The sequence below is a fragment of the Streptomyces sp. NPDC052042 genome, assembly GCF_044548345.1.
Classification (GTDB): Bacteria; Actinomycetota; Actinomycetes; order Streptomycetales; family Streptomycetaceae; genus Streptomyces.
Genome location: NZ_JBIUBU010000001.1, coordinates 1120342 through 1143464 on the forward strand (window position 1 = coordinate 1120342; position 23123 = coordinate 1143464).

A 23123-nucleotide genomic window follows, 5' to 3' on the forward strand; every position below is an offset into this window, starting at 1 on the left:
ACCATGAGCGAGCGACTCCAGCCCGGCGACACCGCCCCGGCCTTCACCCTCCCCGACGCCGACGGCAACGAGGTCGCGCTCGCCGACCACAAGGGCCGGAAGGTCATCGTCTACTTCTACCCGGCCGCCCTGACTCCCGGCTGCACCAAGCAGGCCTGCGACTTCACCGACAACCTGGAGTTGCTCGCCGACGCCGGGTACGACGTCATCGGCGTCTCCCCCGACAAGCCCGAGAAGCTCGCCAAGTTCCGCGAGAAGGAGAGCCTCAAGGTCACCCTGGTCGCCGACCCCTCCAAGGAGACCCTCACCGCATACGGCGCCTTCGGCGAGAAGAAGCTCTACGGCAAAACGGTGACGGGAGTCATCCGTTCCACGATCGTCGTGGACGAAGAGGGCAAGGTCGAGCGAGCCCTCTACAACGTCAAGGCCACCGGGCACGTGGCCAAGATCATCAAGGACCTCGGCATCTGAGGACCTCGGAGTCCGACGGGCCCGGGCCCGTCGGACTCCGAGAGGCCCCGGCCGTCCGGTGGGAACCACCCCGGACGGGCCGAACACGGACGAGGAACATCCGCACGCCGCGAGAGACATCCGGACAGGGGGAAGCCGTCGCGAGCACGTGCGGTACCTGCGCCCGTCCTGCCACAGCCGCACGAGTACTTTCGCGGATCGTTCCCGTCCGCGCTTCACGACGCAGTAGCATTGGGCTGGCTTGCGCCCGTACGCCAACTGGTGAGCGGCGACTTTTAGGTAGTCGTGTTTGTGTCGGTTCGAGTCCGACCGGGCGCACCAGGCGTGGAGGTGTCTGCCCCCTCAAGAGGCAGACACCTCCACATCACTTCACCAGCTCCCGCACCACCGGCACCAGTGCTCTGAACGCCTTGCCGCGATGGCTGATCGCGTTCTTCTCCGCCGGGGTCAGTTCGGCGCAGGTGCGGGTCTCGCCGTCCGGCTGGAGGATCGGGTCGTAGCCGAAGCCGTTGGTGCCGGACGGGGTATGGCGCAGGGTGCCGGTGATGCGGCCCTCGACCACGCGTTCCGTACCGTCGGGCAGGGCCAGGGCCGCGGCGCAGGCGAAGTGGGCGCCGCGGTGGGGGGCGTCGATGTCGGAGAGCTGGGCCAGGAGGAGCTCCAGGTTGGCCCGGTCGTCGCCGTGGGTGCCGGCCCAGCGGGCGGAGAAGATGCCGGGGGCGCCACCGAGCACGTCGACGCAGAGGCCGGAGTCGTCCGCGATGGCGGGGTGACCGGTGGCCTTGGCGAGGGCGTGGGCCTTGAGGAGCGCGTTCTCGGCGAAGGTGACGCCGGTCTCCTTGACGTCCGGGACGTGGGGATACGCGTCCGCGCCGACCAGTTCGTGGTCGAGGCCGGCGTCGGCGAGGATCGCGTGGAGCTCGGTGATCTTCCCGGTGTTGCGGGTGGCGAGGATGAGGCGGGTCATGCCACCCAGTATCAGGGGTGCCCGTCGGGGCCGGTCAGGGTGTGCAGATCTTGCCGATCTCCTTGGCGGCTGCGGCGACCGGCGCGATGTCGGGGGTGGCCTCGCCCTTCTCGATGGCGTCGCGGACGTTGTCGACGGCGGTTCGGAGGTGGTCGACGGCCTTTCCGAGGTCGGCGTCGCCGGTCGCGTCGCCGAGTGCGCCCAACTCCTCCTCGATGTCGTCGAGGGCTTCGGACGCCTGGGCGGGGTCGATCGCGGCGTCGAGGACGGCCTGTTGGAGGCTGTCCGCGCTGGTGGCGATGGCGTCGGCGGTGCGTACGCAGTCGAGTGCCTTGTCGACGGCCCCGCAGCCGGTCGCCGCGGTGAGCGCGAGGGCGGCCAGGGTCAGTGCGACGGTGGTGCGGCGACGGTGGGCGGCCTCGGCCATGGTGCGGTCCCTCCCCGGGGGCGGATACGCGGACGGGCGCACGGTTCGATCCGTGCGCCCGTATGCGTAACGACGCGTTGTGGTGCGCGGGTGGTTGCCTCTCACCCGCCCAGTACGCGGGCGAGGGCCTCGTTCTGAAGGGTGGCGAGGTCGGCGCAGCCCGCTGTGGCGAGGTCGAGGAGGGCGTTGAGTTCCTTGCGGTCGAAGGGGGTGGCCTCGGCCGTTCCCTGGACCTCGACGAAGCGGCCGTCGCCGGTGCAGACGACGTTCATGTCGGTCTCGGCGCGGACGTCTTCCTCGTAGCAGAGGTCGAGGAGGGGGGCGCCGTCGACGATGCCGACGCTGACGGCGGAGACGGTGCCGGTCAGCGGCTTGCGGCCGTGCTTGACGAGCTTCTTGCCCTGCGCCCAGGCGACGGCGTCGGCGAGGGCGACGTAGGCGCCGGTGATGGAGGCGGTACGGGTGCCGCCGTCGGCCTGGAGGACGTCGCAGTCGAGGACGATGGTGTTCTCGCCGAGGGCCTTGTAGTCGATGACGGCGCGCAGGGAGCGGCCGATGAGCCGGCTGATCTCGTGGGTGCGGCCGCCGATCTTGCCGCGTACGGACTCGCGGTCGCCGCGGGTGTTGGTGGAGCGGGGCAGCATGGAGTATTCGGCGGTGACCCAGCCTTCTCCGCTGCCCTTGCGCCAGCGGGGGACGCCCTCGGTGACGGAGGCGGTGCAGAAGACCTTGGTGTCGCCGAAGGCGATGAGCACGGAGCCCTCGGCGTGCTTGCTCCATCCGCGTTCGATGGTGACGGGGCGGAGCTGTTCGGGGGTGCGGCCGTCGATACGAGACATGGCGTCGACCCTATCGGGTGCGGGTGTGACGCCCGTTCGGGTGCGGTGCGGGACCGGTCGGGTGTGGTACGGGATGCCAGGAGGCGTCCTCGGGGTGGTACGGGAGCCTTCCGGGGCCGTTGCCCGAGCGGGTCCGTCGCCCGGGCCCTCGTTCCGGGAGTGCCGAGGGGGCCGCCCGCGGTTCGCCGCTCGGTCCCCTCGGCTCCTCTCGCGTACGCATGGGCATCCGGGGCGCGACACAGGCCCCGTCCGGGTGGGGCGGGGCCTGTGGTGACGCCTGGCGGTCCGGCTCAGCCGACGGTCCGGAGGCGGGCTCGGCGCGAGGTCCTGCGAGCTGTTCCGCGAGCGGTCGCGTGGGAGGTGCGGAGGGTTCCGCGAGCGGTTGCGCGGAAGGGTCCGTGTACGGGCCGAAGGGTCACATCATGTCTTCGATGTCGGCGGCGATGGGATCGGCGTCGGTGCCGATGACGACCTGGATCGCGGTGCCCATCTTGACGACGCCGTGCGCCCCGGCGGCCTTGAGCGCGGCTTCGTCGACCTTGCTGGGGTCGTGGACCTCGGTGCGAAGGCGCGTGATGCAGCCTTCGATCTCGTCGATGTTGTCGATGCCGCCGAGCCCGGCGACGATCTTCTCGGCCTTGCTGGCCATGGCGTTCTCCCTGCTTGTTCACGGTGCGTGCGACGGCCCACCCTGGGTCCGTTTCGTCACCGTAACGCACGTTTGGCCCACCTTCGCAGGCGGGAGCCCGACCCATCCCCAATGATGACGATCACCGGTGCCGTGTCCGCCAGGCGGGTTACCTGCCGCGCCCAAGCGAACCACCCCGACAAGCACCGACAAGCACCGACAAGCACCGACCGCCGAACATCTTTGGCCCGGGGAGGACGCCGATGAGCTCCAGCAGTACCGCAGTACCACGGAAGACGTGGTGGAACAGCTTCTTCCAGGGCCTTCAGAAGATGGGGCGCAGCCTCCAGCTCCCGATCGCGGTCCTGCCCGCGGCGGGCATCCTCAACCGCCTGGGCCAGCCGGACGTGTTCGGCGACGAGGGCCTGGGCTGGGACAACGTGGCCAAGGTGTTCGCGGCGGCGGGCGGTGCGCTGCTCGACTCGGGGCTCGGCCTGCCGCTGCTGTTCTGCATCGGTGTGGCGATCGGCATGGCGAAGAAGGCGGACGGGTCGACCGCGCTCGCGGCCGTGGCCGGCTTCCTCGTCTACTACGCGGTGCTGCACGCCTTCCCAGTGGACTGCGCGCCGGGTTCGACGTTCACCTCGGGCGGCACCTGGGGCGGGACCTGTGTCACGAAGGGCGCCGTGGTCACGGCGGCGGAGTACCAGAATCCGGGGGTGTTCGGCGGCATCGTGATGGGGCTGCTGACCGCCTGGTTCTGGCAGCGCTACCACCGGGTCAAGCTGGTGGACTGGCTGGGCTTCTTCAACGGCCGCAGGCTCGTACCGATCATCATGGCGTTCGTCGGCCTGCTCTTCGCGGCGCTGTGCGCCTGGCTCTGGCAGCCGATCGGGGACGGCCTGACCAGCTTTTCCAAGTGGCTGGTGGATCTGGACTGGGCGGGTTCCGGTGTCTTCGGCATCGCCAACCGCGCGCTGCTGGTCATCGGCCTCCACCAGTTCCTGAACACCTTCACCTGGTTCCAGTTCGGCGACTTCATCAAGCCGGACGGGACGGTGGTGCACGGCGACATCAACCGGTTCCTGGCGGGCGACCCGACGGCCGGCCAGTTCACCTCGGGCTTCTTCCCGATCATGATGTTCGCCCTTCCGGCGGCGGCGCTGGCGATCTACCACTGCGCCAGGCCCCATCGCCGGAAGGCGGTCGGCGGCATGATGCTCTCGGTCGGCCTGACGTCGTTCGTGACGGGCATCACCGAGCCGATCGAGTACTCGTTCGTGTTCGTCGCGCCGGTGCTGTACGGGATCCACGCCCTGCTCACCGGTGTCTCGATGGCGGTGACCTGGGCGCTCGGGGTCAAGGACGGTTTCAGTTTCTCCGCGGGGCTGATCGACTACGTCATCAACTGGAGCCTGGCGACCAAGCCCTGGCTGATCATTCCGATCGGTTTGGTGTTCGCCGCCGCCTATTACGCGATCTTCCGGTTCGCAATCACCCGGTTCAACCTCCAGACACCGGGCCGGGAGCCCGAAGAGGTGGCGGAGGAGATCGAGGGGAATCTCACGAAGTAGCCGACCGGGCGGGCCCACTCGGCCCGTCGGACGAAGGCCCTCGGACCCTGCCGCCCGAGGGCCTTCGCCATGTCACGCAGCGTGATGGATCACTGCTGCGAAGTAGTCCGGAACCAAAGGTTCCTTATCCGGCCCTCACCGTGTTACAACAGGTCTAAACCACTGAGTGGTACCGATACCGACCGCGTGGCGCTCTGCCGCGTTCTCCGAGTCGCCGCCCCGCTCCCCCTTCGTCGATGACCGTCTCGCCGACGGCCGCCTCGCCGATGTCCGGGCGGCGCCTTGCCCCCATGGAGGAAGTTGATGTCCACGGCAGACGCCGCCCCCGCGGCCACCGGGAAGCCCGCGGCGCCCGGGAAGAAGGGCGCCGGTGCGATGGCCGTCATGCAGCGCATCGGCCGCAGCCTCATGCTGCCGGTCGCGGTGCTGCCCGCGGCCGCGCTGCTGGTCCGTCTCGGCAACGACGACATGCTCGGCAGGGAGTCGTTCCCCGACTTCGTCACGAGGATCGCGAGCTTCATGGCCGCGGGCGGCAACGCGATCCTCGACAACATGGCGCTGCTGTTCGCCGTCGGCATCGCGATCGGCTTCGCCAAGAAGTCGGACGGCTCGACCGCGCTCGCGGCGGTCACCGGCTACCTGGTCTTCCAGAAGGTGCTCGCCACCTTCACGGACAGCAACCTCCCGCAGGTCGCGGAGGTCGTCGACGGCAAGGTCGTCATGACGGACGCCCCGGTGGACGCGAAGGTCCTCGGCGGTGTGGTGATGGGGATCGCCGTCGCACTGCTCTACCAGCGATTCCACCGGACGAAGCTGCCTGCCTGGGCCGGCTTCTTCGGCGGTCGGCGCCTGGTCCCGATCCTCTCCGCGTTCGCGGGCCTGGTGATCGGCATCGTCTTCGGTTACGTCTGGCCGGTGCTCGGCACCGGACTGCACAATCTCGGTGAATGGCTGGTCGGTTCGGGCGCGGTCGGCGCGGGCGTCTTCGGCGTCGCCAACCGTGCGCTGATCCCGGTCGGCATGCACCACCTGCTCAACTCGTTCCCGTGGTTCCAGGCCGGTGAGTTCAACGGCAAGAGCGGCGACATCAACCGCTTCCTGGCCGGTGACCCGACGGCCGGGCAGTTCATGACCGGCTTCTTCCCGATCATGATGTTCGCCCTCCCGGCGGCCTGCCTCGCGATCGTCCACTGCGCCCGTCCGGAGCGGCGCAAGGTCGTCGGCGGCATGATGTTCTCCCTCGCGCTCACCGCGTTCGTGACCGGCGTCACCGAGCCGATCGAGTTCACGTTCATGTTCATCGCCCCGGCGCTGTACGCGGTGCACGCGGTGCTGACCGGCGTCTCGATGGCCCTCACCTGGGGCCTCGGCATCAAGGACGGTTTCGGCTTCTCGGCGGGGGCGGTCGACTTCCTGCTGAATCTCGGGATCGCCACCAAGCCGTGGCTGCTGGTGCTGGTCGGACTCTGTTTCGCGGCGGTCTACTACGTGGTCTTCCGCTTCACGATCACCAGATTCAACCTGCCGACGCCGGGGCGCGAGTCCGACGAGGAACTCGCCGAGCTCCTCAAGGCCGAGGCGAAGTAACGCAAGGTCTAGTGCCGCGGCAGGCAACGTTTGCCCGTCAAGGAGCGCGTCCGGTGCGTGCTCTCGGTGTGCCGGCCGGAAACCCTCGTACTGGACGTACTCGGGTTTTCGGCCGGTGCAGCGAGAGGGCGTGCCGGACGTCGCGACGGGGCGAACGTTGCCTGATGCGGCACTAGGCGAGGGAGCGGGGAGCCGAGACCGGGCGGGAGGGCGTGGGAGGAAGGACGGGAGGAAGGACCGGCAGGCGGGGCGAACGGGCCCCGGGCGTCCCGCCCGCCCTGCGGGTACCGCTTGTCCTGCGCCCACGCCCGCCCCGCCCGGCAGGTACCGCAAGCCTCTGTGCCCCACCCGCCCCGCCCGGCGGCGGAGACCGCACGCCGCTGCCCGCGTCCGGCCCGTCCGCCGTCACCCGGCGGGCCTTCGGGGAGTGGGTTCAGACCTCGTAGACGGCGCCCGCCACCGCCACTTCCGCCGGGCCGTCGAAGACCGCGCGGGCGTCCGCCAGGTTGCGCTCGGCATCGGTCCACGGCGGGATGTGCGTGAGGACGAGCCGCCCCACTCCGGCGCGGGCGGCGACCTCGCCCGCCTCGCGGCCGTTGAGGTGCAGGTCCGGAATGTTCTCCTTGCCGTGGACGAACGACGCTTCGCAGAGGAAGAGGTCGGCGCCTTCGGCGAGTTCGCTCAGCGCCTCGCAGGTCCCCGTGTCGCCGGAATAGGTGAGCGAACGGCCGCCGTGCTCGATCCGGATGGCATAGGAGTCGACGGGGTGGCAGACCTTCTCGACGCGAACGGAGAAGGGGCCGATCGTGAACGAGCCGGGCTTCAGCGTGTGGAAGTCGAAGACCTCGCCCATCGCCCGCTCGGACGGGGTGTCACCGTGGGCCGTGGTCAGCCGCTGTTCGGTGCCGTCGGGACCGTAGACCGGGAGGGGGGCGGGACGTCCCCCGAACCGGTAGTAGCGGACGACGAAGTACGCGCACATGTCGATGCAGTGATCGGCATGGAGATGGCTCAGGAAAACGGCGTCGAGGTCGTAGAGACCGATGTGGCGCTGCAGCTCTCCGAGGGCGCCGTTGCCCATGTCGAGGAGCAGCCTGAAGCCGTCGGCCTCGACGAGGTAGCTCGAACACGGGGATACCGCGGACGGGAACGAGCCGGAGCAGCCGACGACGGTGAGCTTCATGGAGCGTGAACCTCCGGGACGCGGGAACGGGGAGGGTTCGTACGGTCTGTTGAGCGGTCCGTCGAGCGTAAGGGGCGAAACCCCCGGTCGCTCCTCCGCGGCCGTCCGTTGTGGGGGAACTCACCTGTGCTGTCACCGGTTCGACGGAAGGGCTCGCGGCGCCGGTACCGTCGGGGCATGAGCATGTCGTGGTGGTGGATCGCGTTGGGTTTTCTGGTGCTGCTCGCCCTCGTGGTGGCCGTGTCCGACGGGCGGGGCCGGGGCGGGCGGCGGCCCGTTCGTCCCGGTGGCTCGGCGGGGACGCGCTCCGGCAGCCGCCCGGGCGGGCGCACGCGTCCGCCGGCGGGTCCGGGCCGTGCGCCGGAGCCGGGGCGCGGGCCTCGGCCGGGTGAGATCTGGTGGGCCGAGGTGCCGTACGAGGACGGCCCCGGGGCGAAGGACCGCCCCTGCCTGGTGCTGCGGATACGGGGCGGCTCGGCGCTCGTCGCGAAGATCACCAGCAAGCACCACGCGGACCGGCCCGGCGTGATCGCGCTGCCCGAAGGGTCGGTGGGGGACGCGCGGGGGCGAGCAAGCTTCCTGGAGACGGACGAGCTGCGGGAGGTCGCCGTGCGGGTGTTCCGGCGGCGGGTGGGGACCGTGGACCCGCAGGTGTGGGAGCGGGTGCGGAAGCTGGGGTGAAGGCTCGGCCCCGTCCCACGTGGGACGGGGCCGAGCCTCGGAGCCGGGAGACCGGACCGGGCTCGGTCCGACGCGGACCGGGCCGGGCCCGGTCCGCGTACCCGGTTCGTAGGGGACCGGCCCCTACGCCCAGAGCTGGCCGTGCAGTGTCTCGACCGCGGCCTCGGTCGTGGGCGCCGTGTAGACGCCCGTCGAGAGGTACTTCCAGCCGCCGTCGGCGACGACGAAGACGATATCGGCGCTCTCCCCCGCCTTGACCGCCTTCTTCCCGACGCCGATCGCCGCGTGGAGCGCGGCGCCGGTGGAAACCCCCGCGAAGATGCCCTCCTGCTGGAGGAGTTCGCGGGTGCGGGCGACCGCGTCCGCCGAGCCGACGGAGAAACGGGTGGTGAGGATCGAGGCGTCGTAGAGCTCGGGGACGAAGCCCTCGTCGAGGTTGCGCAGCCCGTAGACCAGGTCGTCATAGCGCGGCTCGGCGGCGACGATGCTGACGTCGGGCTTGTGCTCGCGCAGATAGCGGCCGACGCCCATGAGGGTGCCGGTGGTGCCGAGGCCCGCCACGAAGTGGGTGACGGACGGGAGGTCGGCGAGGATCTCCGGGCCGGTGGTGGCGTAGTGGGCGCCCGCGTTGTCCGGGTTGCCGTACTGGTAGAGCATGACCCAGTCGGGGTGCTCGGCGGCCAGTTCCTTGGCGACGCGTACGGCGGTGTTGGAGCCGCCCGCCGCCGGGGAGGAGATGATCTCGGCGCCCCACATGGTGAGCAGGTCGCGCCGTTCCTGGGAGGTGTTCTCCGGCATGACGCACACGATGCGGTAGCCCTTGAGCTTGGCCGCCATGGCGAGCGAGATGCCGGTGTTTCCGCTGGTGGGCTCCAGGATGGTGCAACCCGGCGTCAGCCGACCGTCCTTCTCGGCCTGTTCGACCATGTGGAGCGCCGGGCGGTCCTTGATCGAGCCGGTGGGGTTGCGGTCCTCCAGCTTGGCCCAGATCCGGACGTCCTCGGACGGCGACAACCGCGGCAGGCGGACGAGCGGGGTGTTGCCCACCGCGGCGAGCGGGTTGTCGTACCGCATCAGCACATTCCGCCGGCGACGGCGGGGAGGATGGTGATGCTGTCGCCGTCGTTGAGTTTCGTGGAGATGCCGTCGAGGAAGCGGACGTCCTCGTCGTTGAGGTACACGTTCACGAAGCGGCGCAGCTCGCCGCCGTCGACGATGCGCTCACGGATGCCGTTGTGACGGCTGTCGAGGTCCGTGAGGAGGTCGGCGAGGGTCGCTCCGTCGCCCTCGACGGCCTTGGCGCCGTCGGTGTAGGTGCGGAGGATGGTCGGAATGCGGACCTCGATGGCCATTGCGTGGGCTCCTGTCGGAAGCTCGGAAGCGGAGAACGGGAAGAGAGGGGGTGTGGCGGTGACACGGGGAGCGGGGCTCCGCCCCGCTCGGGGGCGTCGCGTCGTGGCCGGGTCCTCGGGCGGCGAGCCCCCGGTTCAGGCCCTGCGGCCGTCGGACCGGCGGTTCGTACAGATCGCGCTGGAAAGCCTGCACAGGTCGACGTGCAACCGCGCGACGAGCAGCATGCCCGGCGTCTTGTCGCTCACGTCATGGGGAACCATGCGGTCATCGTATCGATTCCCGGTCGGCGAATAAGAGTGTGATCTCAGCTTGTGGATGAATGGTGCCCGACAGGTGGACGGGGCCGGAACGGGGCCGCCCCGTACACCTCACGGAGTGCCGCGTCAGGCGGGTTCGTACGCCTCGACGATCTTGACGTCCTCCTCGGTGATCGCGCCGTCCACGATGCGGAAGGAGCGGAACTGGAAGGGGCCCGCGTCGTCGACGTCGGCGGTGGAGACGAGGACGTAGTGGGCGCCGGGCTCGTTGGCGTATGTGACGTCGGTGCGCGAGGGATACGCCTCGGTCCCGGTGTGGGAGTGGTAAATGATCACCGGTTCCTCGTCCCGGTCGTCCATCTCCCGGTAGAGCTTGAGGAGGTCGCCCGACTCGAACTCGTAGAAGGTGGGCGACCGGGCGGCGTTGAGCATGGGGATGAACCGTTCGGCGCGGCCGGTTCCGACGGGGCCCGCAACCACGCCGCACGCCTCGTCGGGATGGTCGGCGCGGGCGTGCGCGACGATCTGGTCGTAAAGCGCCTGGGTGATGGTCAGCATGGCGCCAGGATAGGCATGCCCGCATCACCGTATCGAGAAGTGGTACGACGGAGCCCACATCGTGGACATTACGGACGGTGGCCACGACGCCACGGACGGCCGGGCCTCCCCCTGTCCGCACCTGCGGGCACATTCGCCCTTCTCGGTGTGTCCGCCCTTCTCGGCCTCAGCCCTTCACGAGGACCCCGCCGGTGCGCCGCCCCCTGACCACCAGGTACGAGACGCCGAGGGCGGCCCCCCAGAGCGGGGCGCAGTACAGCGAGATCCTGGTGTCCTCGTCGATGCCCATCATCACGACCACCACACCGATGAAAGCCAGGGCGAAGACACTGGTGTACGGGGCGCCGGGAGTCCGGAAGGAGGACTGCGGGAGGGCTCCGCGTCCGGCGAGGCGCCGGTAGCGGAGCTGGCTGACGAGGATCATGATCCAGGCCCACATGCCGGAGATGGTGGCGAAGGAGACGACGTAGGTGAAGGCGTCGCCGGGCCACCGGTAGTTGATCCAGACGCCGACGAGCATCAGCGCGGCGGAGAGAGTGGTGCCGACGAGCGGGGTGCCGTTCCCGGTGAGCCGGGTGAGGCGCGCGGGGCCCTGCCCGTTGAGCGCGAGGTCGCGGAGCATGCGGCCGGTGGAGTACATGCCGGAGTTGCAGGAGGAGAGGGCCGCGGTCAGCACGACGAAGTTGACGATGCCTGCGCCGAGGCCCAGCCCCATCCGTTCGAAAGCGGCGACGAACGGGGAGACGCCGGGCCGGAACGCGGTCCAGGGAACCACGGAGAGGATCATGACCAGCGCGCCGATGTAGAAGACGGCGATGCGCCACGGCACGGTGTTGATGGCACGGGGCAGCACGGTCTCGGGGTCCTTGGACTCTCCCGCGGTGACGCCGACGAGTTCCACGGCGAGAAAGGCGAACATCACGATCTGCAGGGTCATCAGGGTGCCCTTGACACCGTGCGGGAAGAATCCGCCGTCGGCCCAGAGGTGGGTGACGGAGGCGGTGTCGCCCGCGTCGGAGACGCCGAGGGTGAGGACGCCGACGCAGATGAGGATCATGCCGACGATGGCGGTCACCTTCACCATCGAGAACCAGAACTCGAGCTCGCCGAAGACCTTGACGGAGATCAGGTTCACGCCGTAGAGGGCGACCGTGAACATCAGCGCCGACACCCACTGCGGAACGCTGAACCAGTACGTCATGTACTGGGCCGCCGCGGTGACTTCGGTGATTCCGGTGACGACCCAGAAGAGCCAGTAGGTCCATCCGGTGACGAAGCCGGCGAACGGCCCGACGAACTCCCGGGCGTACTCCGAGAAGGAGCCCGAGACCGGTCGGTACATGAGCAGTTCGCCGAGGGCGCGCATGATGATGAAGATCACCACGCCCGCGAGGGCGTAGGCCAGGACGAGGCTGGGGCCGGCCTTGGAAATCGCCTTTCCGGCGCCGAGGAAGAGTCCGGTTCCGATGGCTCCGCCGATGGCGATCATCTGGATCTGGCGGGCGCCGAGCGTCCGCCGGTACCCCTCGCCCGTCACCTCGGCGTCCGTGACCACCGCGGACGGTCGCCCGTCCTGTCCCTCGTCCAGCTGCGCCGATGTCATGTACCGCGCCTTTCTCCCCGCCGGTCCGCGCCGTCGTCGCCGCGCACCGGGTCCCGGTCCCGGGTGTGACCGAAGTGCGCTCGGTGACGTACCGGACACATCGCGTTCACGGGAACAGGGTGGCGCCGTCCGGACGGTCGTGGACGCGCGTCATGGGCGGGCGGACGGTGCGCCGGACCGCTGTCCGGCAGGCACCACGGGCAGAAACGGCCGACGGGATCCGGTGCCCCGGAGGAGACCGTTCAGGTGACGGCGGGAACGGCGCCCGGTTGACGGAGCGCGGGAGCGGCCACGGTCCGGGGCCCGGACGCGGGCCCCGCGCGGCACCGGGACGGACCGGGCGCAGGGTCGGCCGTCCGTCGGCGGCCATCCGGCGGGCCGCGCACGGTGGCCCTTCCGGCCGTGTGCCGGGAGCACCGGCCGCGCCCGGCGCCCGCTACGGCATCATCGTCTCCACGAGGGTCTCCTGGAGCGCGCCGAGCCAGAGGTAGGCCATGACCATCGGCTTGCGCGGATCGGTGTCGGGAAGCCGGTAGAGCGTGTCGGCCCCGCCGTCGTCCTCGTCGGAGACGTCCAGGCGGGTGCCGATGGTGAGCCGGAGGTCATTGAGGGCGCCGAGCCATTTGCGGCACTCGTCGCCGGGGATCCTGAGCACGGCGCCGCCGTCCCCGGCGATGGTCAGGGCGTCGAGGGAGCGTACGACGGCGAGCGCGTCGTCCCGCTTGCGGGCGCGCAGGTCGTTCTCGGTGAAGCGGCGGAACTCGGCGGAGGCGGCGCGCAGTTCGCTGTCCTCGTCGCCGTACGCGTCGGGGAAGAGGCGGGCCAGGGCGGGGTCGGCGGGCCGTTCGCTGGGGCCCTCGGCAAAGAGGGCGGCGAGCGGGTCCTCGCTCTCGGCGGATTCGTCGCCGGGGCCGATGAGCTCCAGCAACTGAACGGCGAGGGAGCGCAGGATCGCGATCTCCACCTCGTCGAGCGCGACGGCCGCGCCGCCGTCGGGGGTGGCCTCGAAGTGGCCGGCCATGGGTTTACTCCGGTGGTGGTTCGGACGGGGCAGGGCTCGGGCTTGCCGGATGGGGGCCGCGGGAGACGTGGTGCGCGCGGGGCGCCACCCGTGCGGTGTGGCCGTCCGCACAGACGGTACCGGCCGCACGGTCGACGACGGTTGCCAACGGCACCTCGCCCGCACCGGAGGCCGACCGGGACGGTGTCCGTACGGAAGACATCGTCCGCGGGTGGGCGCTATCCACGGTCCTGAGTGAGGGTGGCCCACAGCCCGTACCCGTGCATGGCCTGGACATCACGTTCCATCTCCTCGCGGCTGCCGCTGGAGACGACGGCGCGGCCCTTGTGGTGGACGTCCAGCATCAGCTTGTGCGCCTTGTCCTTGGAGTACCCGAAGTACGCCTGGAAGACATAGGTCACGTAGCTCATGAGATTGACCGGGTCGTTGTGGACCAGCGTCACCCAGGGGACGTCGGGCTCGGGAACGACAACGCTCTCCTCGGCCGATTCGGGACGCTCGATCTCAGTAGGGGCGACACTCACCTCTCCCATGCTGCCACCCGGGAGGGGGCACCGCACAAACGACCCGACATCTCGTCACTCTGACGAAATAGGGGTAGCATCCGGAGCATGAAATCTGCGGACCTTGGCCGACGGGTCGGCGTGCCGTCGACCGCCCTCTTCACCGATCAGTACGAGCTCACCATGGTGCAGGCGGCGCTGAAGGCCGGCACAGCGGACCGGCGCTCGGTCTTCGAGGCGTTCACCCGCCGCCTGCCCGAGGGTCGGCGCTACGGTGTCGTCGCGGGGATCGGACGGGTGCTGGACGCGGTGGAGAACTTCCACTTCGACGACGAGATGCTCGCCTTCCTGCGCGAACAGGACATCGTCGACGGGCCCACCCTCGACTGGCTGGCCGACTACCGCTTCGGCGGCGGCATCTGGGGCTACCCGGAGGGCGAGGTGTACTTCCCCGGCTCGCCGATTCTGCGGGTCGAGGGCTCGTTCGCCGAGTGCGTGCTGCTGGAGACGGTGATCCTGTCGATCCTCAACCACGACTCGGCGATCGCCGCGGCGGCGTCCCGGATGTCCGTGGCGGCGGGCGGGCGCGGACTGATCGAGATGGGTGCGCGGCGCACGCATGAGCTGTCGGCGGTGGCCTCCGCGCGTGCCGCGTACGTCGGCGGCTTCGACACCACCTCCGACCTGGCTGCGGGCTTCCGCTACAACATCCCGACCGTCGGGACGAGCGCCCACGCCTTCACACTGCTGCACGACAGCGAGCGCGACGCGTTCCGGGCCCAGGTGGACTCGCTGGGCCGGGGCACGACGCTGCTGGTCGACACGTACGACGTGACCGAGGCGGTCCGCGCGGCGGTGGAGGTCGCGGGGACGGAGCTGGGCGCGGTGCGGATCGACTCCGGTGATCTGCTGCTGGTCGCACACCGGGTGCGGCAGCAGCTGGACGAACTGGGGGCCACGGAGACGAAGATCGTGGTGACCTCGGACCTCGACGAGTACGCGATCGCCTCGCTGGCCGCGGCGCCGGTCGACGCGTACGGGGTGGGCACACAGCTCGTGACCGGCAGCGGGCACCCGACCTGCTCCATGGTGTACAAGCTGGTCGCACGGGCGGACTCGACCGACCCTGCGGCGCCGCTGCGCCCGGTCGCCAAGAAGTCGCTCGGCTCGAAGTCGTCGACCGGCGGTCGCAAGTGGGCCGCGCGCCGACTGGACGGGAGCGGGGTGGCCGAGGCCGAGGTGGTCGGCACCGGCCCCGTCCCGGACGATCTCGCCGACCGGCAATTGCTGGTCGAGCTGGTCAGGGACGGCGAGGTGGTCGCCCGCGAGCCGCTGGACGCGGCGCGTCAGCGCCACATCACGGCCCGCGCGGGACTGCCGATGTCGGCGACGCAGCTGTCCCGGGGCGAGCCGGTGATCCCCACGGAGTTCATGTGACCGGAGTTCATGCGACCGGAGTTCTCGTGCGGGGCCTCGTGTGATCGAGGCCGTGCGACGGGGGCGCCCGCCCGACGCGGCGCCCATCCGACGCGCCCCACCCGGCACGGTTCACACCCGACTCGGCTCTCACCTGGCGCCCCGGCGAGGGGACCGGACCCCGCCCCACCCACAGGCCCCGCCCCGGCCCCACGGGACGCTTCACGCCCTTCGCCGAGCCGCCCGCGCACTTCTGAGGGCCGGTCCCGTCCCTCTCTGCGCGCCCGACGACCTGCGGCACCTCGCCACGTCGCCGTCGCGGCGCCCGCGTACATCCGGTGGGCGGGCACCCCTCCGTCGCGCGCCACATCACATCCGACGTCTGCGCCGCTCCACCACGGATGGCAGCACAGCCCTTAGGCTCGAACACACGCACTAAACACACGCACTATGTGACCGCCGACCGCACCTGCTCCCGCTCCCGCCCCCTCTCCCCCACCGAAGGACACCCGCCATGCACCGCGCCCTGATCGTCGTGGACGTCCAGAACGACTTCTGCGAGGGCGGCAGCCTCGCCGTGCCGGGAGGCGCCGACGTGGCCGCCGCCATCACCGACCTCATCGGCGAGGCCCAGCCCGGTTACCGCCATGTGGTGGCCACCCGCGACAACCACGTCGATCCGGGCGACCACTTCTCCGAGCGGCCGGACTTCGAGCGCTCCTGGCCCGCGCACTGCGTCGCCGGTACGGAGGGGGTGGGCTTCCACCCGAACTTCGCACCCGCGGTCGCCTCGGGGGCGATCGACACGGTGTTCGACAAGGGCGCCCACTCCGCGGCGTACAGCGGATTCGAGGGCGTCGACGAGAACGGTGTGGGACTGGCCGACTGGCTGCGGTCCCACCACGTCACCGAGGTGGACGTGGTGGGCATCGCGACCGACCACTGCGTACGGGCGACGGCGCTGGACGCGGTCCGGGAGGGCTTCACGACCCATGTGCTCCTCGGGCTGACGGCCGGAGTGGCCGAGGAGACCACGGAGCGGGCGCTGGAGGAACTCCGCGGCGCGGGCGTGAAGCTGTCCGGCAAGCCGGTGGTCCAGCGCCGCTCCCGGCACTAGTGCCGGGAGCGTCAGTGTTTGCGCGACGGGGCGAACGTTGCCGGGAGCAACACTGGGCCGTACGGCGCGGCCCGCACGCACCCCGTCGGGCCGCGCCGCCGCCCGCACGCCTTCAGGCCGGGCGATGGACCGGCGCGGAGGGCAGGCACGGCCGACGGCCGGCCGGGGCGGTCGACGCGGCCGTGCGCTGAGGCGATGGGGCCGATGTGCCGGACGCGGTGGACGGCGCGGGCCGGAGCAGGGCCCGGATGGGGTGCCAGAGCTCCTGGGCCCGCTCCGGTCTCCCCCGCCAGAGCATCCCGTCCGGGTGGTGCAGCACGGCCGTGATCTCGTCCGGGGTGGGCGGCTCGGCGTTGCCTCGCAGGTAGACGGAGCGGAGCCCCAGATTGCGCAGCCGGGTCAGCGCACGGGCCCGGTTGCCCGCGTGCACCAGGACCCGGACCAGAGGGCCCGGCCCCGTTCCGTTCGTGGGACGGGGCAGTGTGATCGCCACCACCACGCTGCCGTTCGGCAGCTTGCTGAACCCTCCGCATGCCATGTTCCGCGCTCCCCCCGTGAGACGTCGTGTCAATAAGGATGTGGTCAAGACGCACCTAAACACGATCGGCCGCCGCCCGCTAGAGGGCGACGGCCGATCAAGCTCTGACCTGCGGTGATGCGAAATTACTTGGTCGAGGGACCGACCTTGACGGTCATCGTCGAGCCGTGGGGCGGCTGGCCGGTGATCGCGATCCGGGTGTTCGTGTCAGTGACCTGAACGCTTCCGGTCTTGTTCTCGGCGTACCAGTAGGTGCCCTTGTGGTCGTCGAAGACCGGGACACCGGGCTGCGACGGGATCTTCACCGGCACATCGGCGTTGTGCAGCGTGAAGGCGTCCGTCCGGTAGTGACTGAAGGGCGCGTCGAACGGCTGGATCTTGTTGCGGATGATCGTGCCGTCGGCCCACTTCAGCGGCTTGGCGTGCGCGTCGATCGGCAGGATCAGACCCTTGCCCGGGTGGGTGGAGACGTTGTTGTTCTTCTGAGAGGTGTCCCACTGCCAGATGAGCAGGCCGGTCTGGTACGGGTAGTGCTCGACCCAGTCCGGGCGGCTGTGGGAGAAACCGAAGTTGTACGGACCGACCTTGAGGGTCCGGTCGTAGCTGACGTACTGGCGGTTCTCCGCGATGTAGAACTGCGCGTAGTCCTTGGTGAAGGACTCGCCGACGCGGGAGAAGCCCTTGGCGGTCCAGCCGTTGTCGTCGCCCTCGGCGTCGTCCGCGAAGAGCGCGGCGCCGTCCGCGTTGACCTCGATGATGTCGGCCGCGAAGCCGAGGCCGCCCGCGCCGCCGTCGGTGCTGTAGCGGAAGCGGATGTCGATCTTCTTGCCCGCGTAGGCGTCCAGCGGGAAGGAGAGCTTCTGGTACGCGCCGGAGACACCGGTCAGAGCCGGCTTGTCACTGGCGTCGCGCGGAAGCGCCTTGCCGTCGGCCGTGCCGTCGAGCGCGGTCCAGTCGGCACCGCCGTTCTCGGACACCTCGGTGTAGAGGAAGTCGTAGTCCTGCTCGATGTCCCACCAGCCCGCGAGGTCCAGGGAGGCCGTGGTCTTGCCGCTCAGATCGACCGGGCGGGACAGGGTGTTGTTCAGGTTGTCACCCATGTCGCTCCACCACTGCTTGGAGCCCTCCGCGGGCTTCGTGACAGGGGTGGTGACGGCCTTGTCCGGGAGCTTGACCAGGAGCGCCTGCTTGTCCTTGGTGTTGTACTCGGACACGCCCAGCTTGTGGGTGGACTTCGTCGCAGCCTTGGCCTCGTCGTAGTTGAGCCAGCCGAGCTGGAGCTTGTCCCAGGCGGTCATGTCGCCGGGCAGGTCACCGATCTCGTTCCTGCCGGTGCCGAGCCAGGAACCCGCCGACATCAGGGACCAGAAACCGACCGAGTTCTCGGCGGTGTTGGTGGTGTCGTACAGGTCGGGCAGGCCCAGGTCGTGGGCGTACTCGTGGGCGAAGACGCCCAGGCCGCCGTTCTCGGGCTGCACGGTGTAGTCGCCGACCCAGAAACCGGTGTCACCGATCTGGGTGCCGCCCGCCTTGTTCTCCGCCGGACCGGTCGCACCGACGTCGGTGCCGTAGGCGTACCAGCGGTGGGCCCAGATGGCGTCGGTGCCCTGCGCGCCGCCGCCCGCGGACTCGTCCTCGCCGGCGTGGACGATCTGGAAGTGGTCGATGTAACCGTCCGGCTCGTTGAAGTCGCCGTCGTTGTCGTAGTCGTAACGGTCCCACTGGTCGTACTGGGCCAGATCGGCCTTGATCTGGTCCGTGGTACGGCCCTTGGCCTTCTGGTCGGCGACCCAGGCGTTCACGCCGTCGCGGACCATGTCCCAGACGTTGGCGCAGTTGGACGAGCCGCAGTAGTTGGAACCGTAACGCGCCTCGTTGTACGGGATCTTGACCCAGTCGCTGACCTCGCCGTCGACGGAGTAGCGCCCGGAGGACGTCTTCTCGTAGTACGTCTTCAGCGAGTTCTTGCCGGGACCGGTGCCGAAGTAGAGGTCCTGGAAGTGCTCCTGGTTGTAATCCGCCTGCCAGGCCGTGCTGTTGTCCTTCTCGCGGTCCGGCTGGGCGATGGTGTTGTGCGCCGGGCCGGGCGTGCCGCCGTACTTCTTGACGGGCGGCAGGGGGCCCTCGCCGTCCGGGTCGTACATCGTGGTGTCGTCGACCTGGTCGCCGAACTCGACCAGGATCGTGAAGATCTTGTCGGTCTTCTCGCGGCCGAGCTCGACGTACTTCTTGTCGCCGAGCTTGACGACCTGCGAGCCGTCCCGCTTCGATATCTTCTTCTCGCCCGATATGACCTTTTCCAGGGCGGCCTGGCGCTGAGCGTCCTGCTGCTCGCTGAACGGCCCCTGGAGGTCGTGCGCGTTACCCTTGCCCGTCCCCGGGTCACGGCGGTCGACCGTCGCGCCCCCCGCTCCTGACGTGTGGTCATCGGCCTGGGCCGTGGCGAAGGTCGACGCGGTGGCAGCCATGGCGGCCATGGCCACGACAACCGCCGCGCCGCGCAGCGCCCGTCTCTTGGTACTCACGTGATGCAGTCCTCCCCGGCGTCCACGGCTGCGGCCTGGGAGTCGGATGAAGGGCCGCGCGCGGAAACGCTCACAAGTGACGACATTCGACCGGAGGTGCAAGAAAAAATACAGATCTTGACTTGGACAAATCAACTGCACTATGTAGGAGCCATTTTCCGATATCCGGACGTTCGCCCTGTCCGGATACGGTGCGTCAGATCCGTTCCCACGGCTGCGGAGTGACTCCGTGCGCCCCCCGTGCATCGGCCTCGCGCCTCGGACCGGGCTTGGTTCCGGTACCTCTCGGGCATCCGTCGTAGAGTCGCCAAGGGTCGTCCGACCGTGCCGAGGACGGCCCATCCGATGCCCCGAGGACGGACACCGCTATGCCGCGCATCACCGCCGCACAGTTCTCCTACGGTTCGGTCACCGTCGTCTTCTCGACCCTCGCCATGCTGCTGCTCTCCCGTACGGAGTCGGGGATCGGCGTCGCCGTCATCGGGACCGCGGCGCTCGCGCTCGGTCTGCTGGTGGCCGTGAAGGTACCCCGCCCGGCCCCGGCCGGAACGGCGAAGTCCGCGAGGGCCCGGACCTCGGCTCGTACCGACCTGGACGCGGTCTCCGCCGCCGTCGAGGCCGAGGGCCTCTCCCTCGACGAGGCAGTACGGGATTCGGCCCCGTCCGTCCGCGAGGCCGAACGGGCCGCCGGGCCCGCCACTCCGGCCACTCCGGCGCGAACGGAAGACCACCGTGACAACCGCTCACTGCGGCAGTAGCCCAGCACTGCGCGCCGGTCCCGCCCGGGTCTACTCGCCCGTCCTCGGGTGAACGACGCCCGGCAGGCCGGGGCGTCCGGCCGATGGCACGGGCGGCCGACCAGCCGGTGCCGCGTGACCGGTGCCCGCGCCGAGACGTCCGGGGACCCGCGCCGATCCGTTCGGACACCCCGGTGCGGGAAGGAGCATCGGCCGCGGGGCGCGCATCAGTCGGTCTGGACGACCACCGTCTTCGCCGACTTGTCCTGGAGCCCCTGCCGGTACGGCTTGTCGGTGAACATGAACACGATGTTGATCAACCACCACAGGCACGGGCAGCACAACAGCGCGGGCAGCCACAGCACCACGGCGCGCAGGAACGACGTCCCGGTGTCCGGCACCCGGCCGTCGTTGAGCATCGCCACCCGCAGCTTCAGCAGCCGCTTGCCGATGGTGCGGCCGTCCTTGTGCGTGAAGTACGTGTCGTAGGCGACGTAGGCCACCAGCCCGATCAGCGACCAGAGCATCTGGCGCGCGCTGTACGTCTGGGTGAAGAGATCGCCGACATCGCCGTTGTTGGTGGTGCCGGTGTTCGACGTCCCGACCGCGCCGCCCCACGGCAGGGAGATCAGATACAGCGGGATCGAGATGATGAGAAGGTCGATCAGCCGGGCCAGGATCCGTTTGCCCGGCTCGCCCAGCGGCGGCATGCCCGCCAGCGGGTCCACTCCCCCGTACGGCCCTCCGCCGCCGTAGGGGCCGGGGCCGTACGGCGGCGGAGGGGGAGGAGGGGGCATGCTCCCGTAGGGCGGGCCCGACGACGGACCGGGACCGGGGGGTGGCCCCTGCGGACCCTGCGGGCCGTGGGGTTCCTCCGGCCCGTTCGGTTCCCGCGGGCCCTGGGACCGCCACGGTTCGGACCGCCGCGGCTCCTCCTCCTCCGGCTTCTTGCGGAACGGGTCATCCTCGGGCGGCTGTCCGGACGGCGGCTGATCGTTGCTCATGGGGGCAGTGCACCCCGGCCCCAGGACGCTCGCAACGGCTCAGGTGCATTCGGGGGAACACCCCGCCCCCACCCGATGGGCCGCCGCCCAAAGGGGTGACCGGCTCCGCCGGCCGCAGCACGCGAGGCCCGGCCCGTCTCAGCCCGCGACGAAGGTGTGTGCCGCCTTGTCGTGCCAGCACTGGCGCCATGGGCGGTCGAACAGACACCACAGCACGTTGACCACTCCGACCACCAGGACACCCAGCACCCCGTACACCAGCCAACGCCGCAACGCGGCGCCGAAGGAGGGGGGTTCGTGGGATTCGATGCCGCGTACGTCGAGTCCGCAGAGCTTCTTGCCGAGCGTACGGCCCCACTTCGCGGTCGGCAGCGCCTCCAGCAGGACCCCGAGTACGAGGAACGCGCCGAGCACCGCACCGAACAGACCCGCCGTGGTGGGATCGACCAGCCAGACGGTGACCGTCCGGCCGGACATCTTCGCCGCGTCGATCTTCGCGTCGATGTGGTCCAACGCCCGTGTGACGAGTGGGAACCCGATCGCACCGACCAGAGCGCCCAGCACCACGGTGTCGACGAGCCGGGCGACGAACCGCTTTCCGAGCCCGGCGGGCCGGCCCGACATCTGCGCCTGGGCGAGTTGCTGGAAGAGGTCGTCGACCGGGGGCTTCCAGGGCGTGACGGGCTGGTCCGGCTGCTGCCCGCCCGCCATGCCGAGTTGCGGATGGGGCTCCTGTGCCTGGAGTGGAAGGCGGGATTGCCGAGGTTGGGCTTGGGGCTGAGGCTGGTACTGCTGAGGTTGAGACTGCTGAAGCTGAGGCGCTTGGGACTGCTGAGGCTGCTGCGGAGCCACCGGCGCGGGTTGCGTGTTTCGGCGGGCCTGCTGGCCCCAGGAGGCGGCCCCGGCTCCGGAGTCCACGGGAGGAACGGGGCTCTGCGCCGGCACCGGGTTCGGGCTCGCGGGCACGGGCACGGGCACGGGCGCGGCGGGGACGGAGACCGGGCCTTGGGCCGGAACCGGACCGCGGCCCGCACTCGGGGTCTGCGGCACCGGGCCCGATGCGCCGGCACCCGGAGACAGCGCGCGGATCGCCATCGTCCCTTCCTCGGGCGGCGGTCCGGACGTCCCGACGGCCGGCGGGCGCTCGCCCCGGCCCACGGCACGGAGGGTCACGGTGTTCTCGGCCGCCTGGGCGTCGCCGCTGCCGCGCCTGCCCGGGAGCGCGCCGTCGGCCGGTGCCTGCGGGGTGGACCGACGCGGCTCGGCCACAACCGCAGCGGAGGCCGCGCGGACCGCGGGCGCCCCGTCGTGCGGGCCCCGGTCCGCCGTCGCTCCGTCAGTGGGCGTGCGGTCGGCCGGTACCGGGCCCGGGGGCATACCGGGCCCCCGGCCGGCCACCGCTCCCGGACCCGTCCCGGCTCCCGCCTCGGGCCCGGGTCCGGACGGCAGGGCCGGATCGGCCTGGCCGCCCGGCTGCGGTGCGGCGCCCCAGGAGACCCACCGGCCGTGTTCGCCGCCGAAACCGGCCTGTCGAGAGGCATCGGCCTGCCAGGCGGTGGCCGGTTCCGGGCGGTTGTCCGGCTGCGGCTCCTCATCGAGGAAGACCGGACCGGTCTCGTCGATCGGCAGGTCCGCCGGTACGGCGGCCGGAACGGACGCGGCCACCGGGTTCGAGGAGTTCGAACGGTTCGAAGCATTCGAGGGGGTCGACGGACTCGACGGCGCGGATGAGGTGGATGAGGTGGATGAGGCCGACGGGACCGGGGAGTTCGGCTGCGGAGGCTGGTACTGCCGACCGGCCGGCGGCGGCGCCGGCATCGGCTCGTCCTGCCGCGGGGCCGGCCGGCTCGTACCGGGCACCCAGGAAGCACCGTTCCAGTACCGGACGTATCCAGGAATGGAGGGATCGGGGTAGTAGCCCTCGCGGGGGCTTTCGTCACCGGGTGCCGGAGTTGGGGCGCTCATCACCGTGGTCCCGTATCTCTCGCTGCCTCAAATCAACGGGTCCACATCTATCAGACACCCGCCCGCCCCCGGGCCGGTCCAGCGGTTTGGTCCTCTTTCAGGCCGCCAAGAAATTTTTTCCCGAAGTCGCGTAATAGTCGGCGTGCAGGGCGCTCTCTCCAGTGCGGGA

Annotated in this window: 22 protein-coding genes, 1 tRNA gene and 1 pseudogene; 8 read left to right on the plus strand and 16 right to left on the minus strand. The window is 70.3% G+C overall.

The features are described 5' to 3' along the window. Nucleotides 1-3: 3 nt before the first annotated feature. A complete protein-coding gene (gene bcp, locus ACIHCL_RS04735; protein ID WP_399856872.1) occupies nt 4-471 on the plus strand; it encodes a thioredoxin-dependent thiol peroxidase in 468 nt (155 codons plus the stop codon). Nucleotides 472-714: 243 nt separating this feature from the next. Then, nucleotides 715-792 (plus strand) — tRNA-Leu (locus ACIHCL_RS04740). Between the two features lie 43 nt (nt 793-835). On the opposite strand, the gene rdgB is transcribed toward ACIHCL_RS04740, so the two are convergent. The 4 genes from rdgB to ACIHCL_RS04760 form a co-directional block, all read right to left on the minus strand. Then, nucleotides 836-1438, minus strand: a complete 603-nt coding sequence (gene rdgB / locus ACIHCL_RS04745) for an RdgB/HAM1 family non-canonical purine NTP pyrophosphatase (protein WP_399856874.1) — start codon at nt 1436-1438, stop codon at nt 836-838. A gap of 34 nt (nt 1439-1472) precedes the next feature. Then, nucleotides 1473-1865, minus strand: a complete 393-nt coding sequence (locus tag ACIHCL_RS04750; protein ID WP_399856876.1) for a hypothetical protein — start codon at nt 1863-1865, stop codon at nt 1473-1475. A 101-nt stretch (nt 1866-1966) separates the two neighbouring features. Continuing rightward, nucleotides 1967-2704 (minus strand): ribonuclease PH, encoded by a 738-nt coding sequence (rph, locus tag ACIHCL_RS04755; RefSeq protein ID WP_399856878.1) that lies wholly within the window; start codon nt 2702-2704, stop codon nt 1967-1969. Nucleotides 2705-3119: 415 nt separating this feature from the next. Continuing rightward, nucleotides 3120-3353 (minus strand): glucose PTS transporter subunit EIIB, encoded by a 234-nt coding sequence (locus ACIHCL_RS04760; protein WP_014046255.1) that lies wholly within the window; start codon nt 3351-3353, stop codon nt 3120-3122. Between the two features lie 242 nt (nt 3354-3595). Here ACIHCL_RS04760 and ACIHCL_RS04765 point away from each other — a divergent pair, with 242 nt between their 5' ends. After that, entirely contained in the window at nt 3596-4906 is a 1311-nt protein-coding gene (locus ACIHCL_RS04765) for a PTS transporter subunit EIIC (RefSeq protein WP_399856880.1), read from the plus strand. A 303-nt stretch (nt 4907-5209) separates the two neighbouring features. Beyond that, on the plus strand, nt 5210-6493 hold the full coding sequence (locus ACIHCL_RS04770; protein ID WP_399856882.1) for a PTS transporter subunit EIIC: 1284 nt from the start codon (nt 5210-5212) through the stop codon (nt 6491-6493). A 433-nt stretch (nt 6494-6926) separates the two neighbouring features. Here ACIHCL_RS04770 and ACIHCL_RS04775 read toward each other — a convergent pair whose 3' ends face one another. Then, complete coding sequence (locus ACIHCL_RS04775) at nt 6927-7676, minus strand: MBL fold metallo-hydrolase (protein ID WP_399856884.1); 750 nt, start codon at nt 7674-7676, stop codon at nt 6927-6929. A 177-nt stretch (nt 7677-7853) separates the two neighbouring features. Here ACIHCL_RS04775 and ACIHCL_RS04780 point away from each other — a divergent pair, with 177 nt between their 5' ends. Then, nucleotides 7854-8357, plus strand: a complete 504-nt coding sequence (locus ACIHCL_RS04780; RefSeq protein ID WP_399856886.1) for a type II toxin-antitoxin system PemK/MazF family toxin — start codon at nt 7854-7856, stop codon at nt 8355-8357. Nucleotides 8358-8480: 123 nt separating this feature from the next. Here ACIHCL_RS04780 and ACIHCL_RS04785 read toward each other — a convergent pair whose 3' ends face one another. The 7 genes from ACIHCL_RS04785 to clpS form a co-directional block, all read right to left on the minus strand. After that, the gene (locus ACIHCL_RS04785) at nt 8481-9431 is read right to left on the minus strand and encodes a PLP-dependent cysteine synthase family protein (protein WP_399856888.1); all 951 of its coding nucleotides are present in this window, start codon (nt 9429-9431) and stop codon (nt 8481-8483) included. Then, complete coding sequence (locus ACIHCL_RS04790) at nt 9431-9709, minus strand: MoaD family protein (RefSeq protein WP_399856890.1); 279 nt, start codon at nt 9707-9709, stop codon at nt 9431-9433. The genes ACIHCL_RS04785 and ACIHCL_RS04790 overlap by 1 nt, the downstream gene beginning before the upstream one ends. Before the next feature lie 135 nt (nt 9710-9844). Next, nucleotides 9845-9970, minus strand: a complete 126-nt coding sequence (locus tag ACIHCL_RS04795) for a putative leader peptide (protein WP_274535416.1) — start codon at nt 9968-9970, stop codon at nt 9845-9847. Between the two features lie 123 nt (nt 9971-10093). Beyond that, nucleotides 10094-10525, minus strand: coding sequence for a Mov34/MPN/PAD-1 family protein (locus ACIHCL_RS04800; protein WP_399856892.1), 432 nt, complete (start codon nt 10523-10525; stop codon nt 10094-10096). 166 nt (nt 10526-10691) lie between these two features. Continuing rightward, nucleotides 10692-12128, minus strand: coding sequence for an amino acid permease (locus ACIHCL_RS04805; RefSeq protein ID WP_399856893.1), 1437 nt, complete (start codon nt 12126-12128; stop codon nt 10692-10694). A gap of 436 nt (nt 12129-12564) precedes the next feature. Beyond that, nucleotides 12565-13149: a DUF2017 domain-containing protein gene (locus tag ACIHCL_RS04810; protein ID WP_399856894.1), complete on the minus strand. Its 585-nt coding sequence runs from the start codon at nt 13147-13149 to the stop codon at nt 12565-12567. Nucleotides 13150-13367: 218 nt separating this feature from the next. Then, a complete protein-coding gene (clpS, locus tag ACIHCL_RS04815) occupies nt 13368-13682 on the minus strand; it encodes an ATP-dependent Clp protease adapter ClpS (protein ID WP_399856895.1) in 315 nt (104 codons plus the stop codon). Nucleotides 13683-13760: 78 nt separating this feature from the next. Between clpS and ACIHCL_RS04820 the strand changes: the two genes are divergently transcribed. Both ACIHCL_RS04820 and ACIHCL_RS04825 read left to right on the plus strand, forming a co-directional pair. Continuing rightward, the gene (locus tag ACIHCL_RS04820; protein WP_399856897.1) at nt 13761-15089 is read left to right on the plus strand and encodes a nicotinate phosphoribosyltransferase; all 1329 of its coding nucleotides are present in this window, start codon (nt 13761-13763) and stop codon (nt 15087-15089) included. A 493-nt stretch (nt 15090-15582) separates the two neighbouring features. Beyond that, complete coding sequence (locus ACIHCL_RS04825) at nt 15583-16185, plus strand: nicotinamidase (RefSeq protein ID WP_399856899.1); 603 nt, start codon at nt 15583-15585, stop codon at nt 16183-16185. Between the two features lie 226 nt (nt 16186-16411). On the opposite strand, the pseudogene ACIHCL_RS04830 reads toward ACIHCL_RS04825, so the two are convergent. Both ACIHCL_RS04830 and ACIHCL_RS04835 read right to left on the minus strand, forming a co-directional pair. Continuing rightward, a pseudogene (locus ACIHCL_RS04830) lies at nt 16412-16723 on the minus strand (hypothetical protein); the annotation flags it as partial. 125 nt (nt 16724-16848) lie between these two features. Then, nucleotides 16849-19248 carry an immune inhibitor A domain-containing protein gene (locus ACIHCL_RS04835; protein ID WP_399856901.1) on the minus strand — a complete coding sequence of 800 codons (2400 nt, stop codon included), beginning with the start codon at nt 19246-19248 and terminating at the stop codon, nt 16849-16851. Between the two features lie 368 nt (nt 19249-19616). On the opposite strand from ACIHCL_RS04835, the gene ACIHCL_RS04840 reads away from it, so the two are divergent. Continuing rightward, nucleotides 19617-20006, plus strand: a complete 390-nt coding sequence (locus tag ACIHCL_RS04840) for a hypothetical protein (protein WP_399856903.1) — start codon at nt 19617-19619, stop codon at nt 20004-20006. A gap of 206 nt (nt 20007-20212) precedes the next feature. Here the strand turns inward: ACIHCL_RS04840 and ACIHCL_RS04845 are convergent, their stop codons facing one another. Both ACIHCL_RS04845 and ACIHCL_RS04850 read right to left on the minus strand, forming a co-directional pair. Continuing rightward, nucleotides 20213-20989 carry an RDD family protein gene (locus tag ACIHCL_RS04845; protein ID WP_399856905.1) on the minus strand — a complete coding sequence of 259 codons (777 nt, stop codon included), beginning with the start codon at nt 20987-20989 and terminating at the stop codon, nt 20213-20215. A gap of 138 nt (nt 20990-21127) precedes the next feature. Next, nucleotides 21128-22954, minus strand: a complete 1827-nt coding sequence (locus ACIHCL_RS04850) for an RDD family protein (protein WP_399856906.1) — start codon at nt 22952-22954, stop codon at nt 21128-21130. Nucleotides 22955-23123 lie beyond the last annotated feature (169 nt).

Bases quoted from the DNA above. Each gene is read 5' to 3' on its own strand.
- ACIHCL_RS04785 (WP_399856888.1), bottom strand. From the start codon at position 9,431: ATGCGGTACGACAACCCGCTCGCCGCGGTGGGCAACACCCCGCTCGTC.
- ACIHCL_RS04775 (WP_399856884.1), bottom strand. From the start codon at position 7,676: ATGAAGCTCACCGTCGTCGGCTGCTCCGGCTCGTTCCCGTCCGCGGTA.
- ACIHCL_RS04820 (WP_399856897.1), top strand. From the start codon at position 13,761: ATGAAATCTGCGGACCTTGGCCGACGGGTCGGCGTGCCGTCGACCGCC.
- ACIHCL_RS04780 (WP_399856886.1), top strand. From the start codon at position 7,854: ATGAGCATGTCGTGGTGGTGGATCGCGTTGGGTTTTCTGGTGCTGCTC.
- ACIHCL_RS04810 (WP_399856894.1), bottom strand. From the start codon at position 13,149: ATGGCCGGCCACTTCGAGGCCACCCCCGACGGCGGCGCGGCCGTCGCG.
- ACIHCL_RS04800 (WP_399856892.1), bottom strand. From the start codon at position 10,525: ATGCTGACCATCACCCAGGCGCTTTACGACCAGATCGTCGCGCACGCC.
- rdgB (WP_399856874.1), bottom strand. From the start codon at position 1,438: ATGACCCGCCTCATCCTCGCCACCCGCAACACCGGGAAGATCACCGAG.
- ACIHCL_RS04825 (WP_399856899.1), top strand. From the start codon at position 15,583: ATGCACCGCGCCCTGATCGTCGTGGACGTCCAGAACGACTTCTGCGAG.
- ACIHCL_RS04795 (WP_274535416.1), bottom strand. From the start codon at position 9,970: ATGGTTCCCCATGACGTGAGCGACAAGACGCCGGGCATGCTGCTCGTC.
- ACIHCL_RS04850 (WP_399856906.1), bottom strand. From the start codon at position 22,954: ATGAGCGCCCCAACTCCGGCACCCGGTGACGAAAGCCCCCGCGAGGGC.
- rph (WP_399856878.1), bottom strand. From the start codon at position 2,704: ATGTCTCGTATCGACGGCCGCACCCCCGAACAGCTCCGCCCCGTCACC.
- ACIHCL_RS04770 (WP_399856882.1), top strand. From the start codon at position 5,210: ATGTCCACGGCAGACGCCGCCCCCGCGGCCACCGGGAAGCCCGCGGCG.
- ACIHCL_RS04845 (WP_399856905.1), bottom strand. From the start codon at position 20,989: ATGAGCAACGATCAGCCGCCGTCCGGACAGCCGCCCGAGGATGACCCG.
- ACIHCL_RS04840 (WP_399856903.1), top strand. From the start codon at position 19,617: ATGCCGCGCATCACCGCCGCACAGTTCTCCTACGGTTCGGTCACCGTC.
- ACIHCL_RS04760 (WP_014046255.1), bottom strand. From the start codon at position 3,353: ATGGCCAGCAAGGCCGAGAAGATCGTCGCCGGGCTCGGCGGCATCGAC.
- bcp (WP_399856872.1), top strand. From the start codon at position 4: ATGAGCGAGCGACTCCAGCCCGGCGACACCGCCCCGGCCTTCACCCTC.
- ACIHCL_RS04750 (WP_399856876.1), bottom strand. From the start codon at position 1,865: ATGGCCGAGGCCGCCCACCGTCGCCGCACCACCGTCGCACTGACCCTG.
- ACIHCL_RS04765 (WP_399856880.1), top strand. From the start codon at position 3,596: ATGAGCTCCAGCAGTACCGCAGTACCACGGAAGACGTGGTGGAACAGC.
- ACIHCL_RS04805 (WP_399856893.1), bottom strand. From the start codon at position 12,128: ATGACATCGGCGCAGCTGGACGAGGGACAGGACGGGCGACCGTCCGCG.
- clpS (WP_399856895.1), bottom strand. From the start codon at position 13,682: ATGGGAGAGGTGAGTGTCGCCCCTACTGAGATCGAGCGTCCCGAATCG.
- ACIHCL_RS04790 (WP_399856890.1), bottom strand. From the start codon at position 9,709: ATGGCCATCGAGGTCCGCATTCCGACCATCCTCCGCACCTACACCGAC.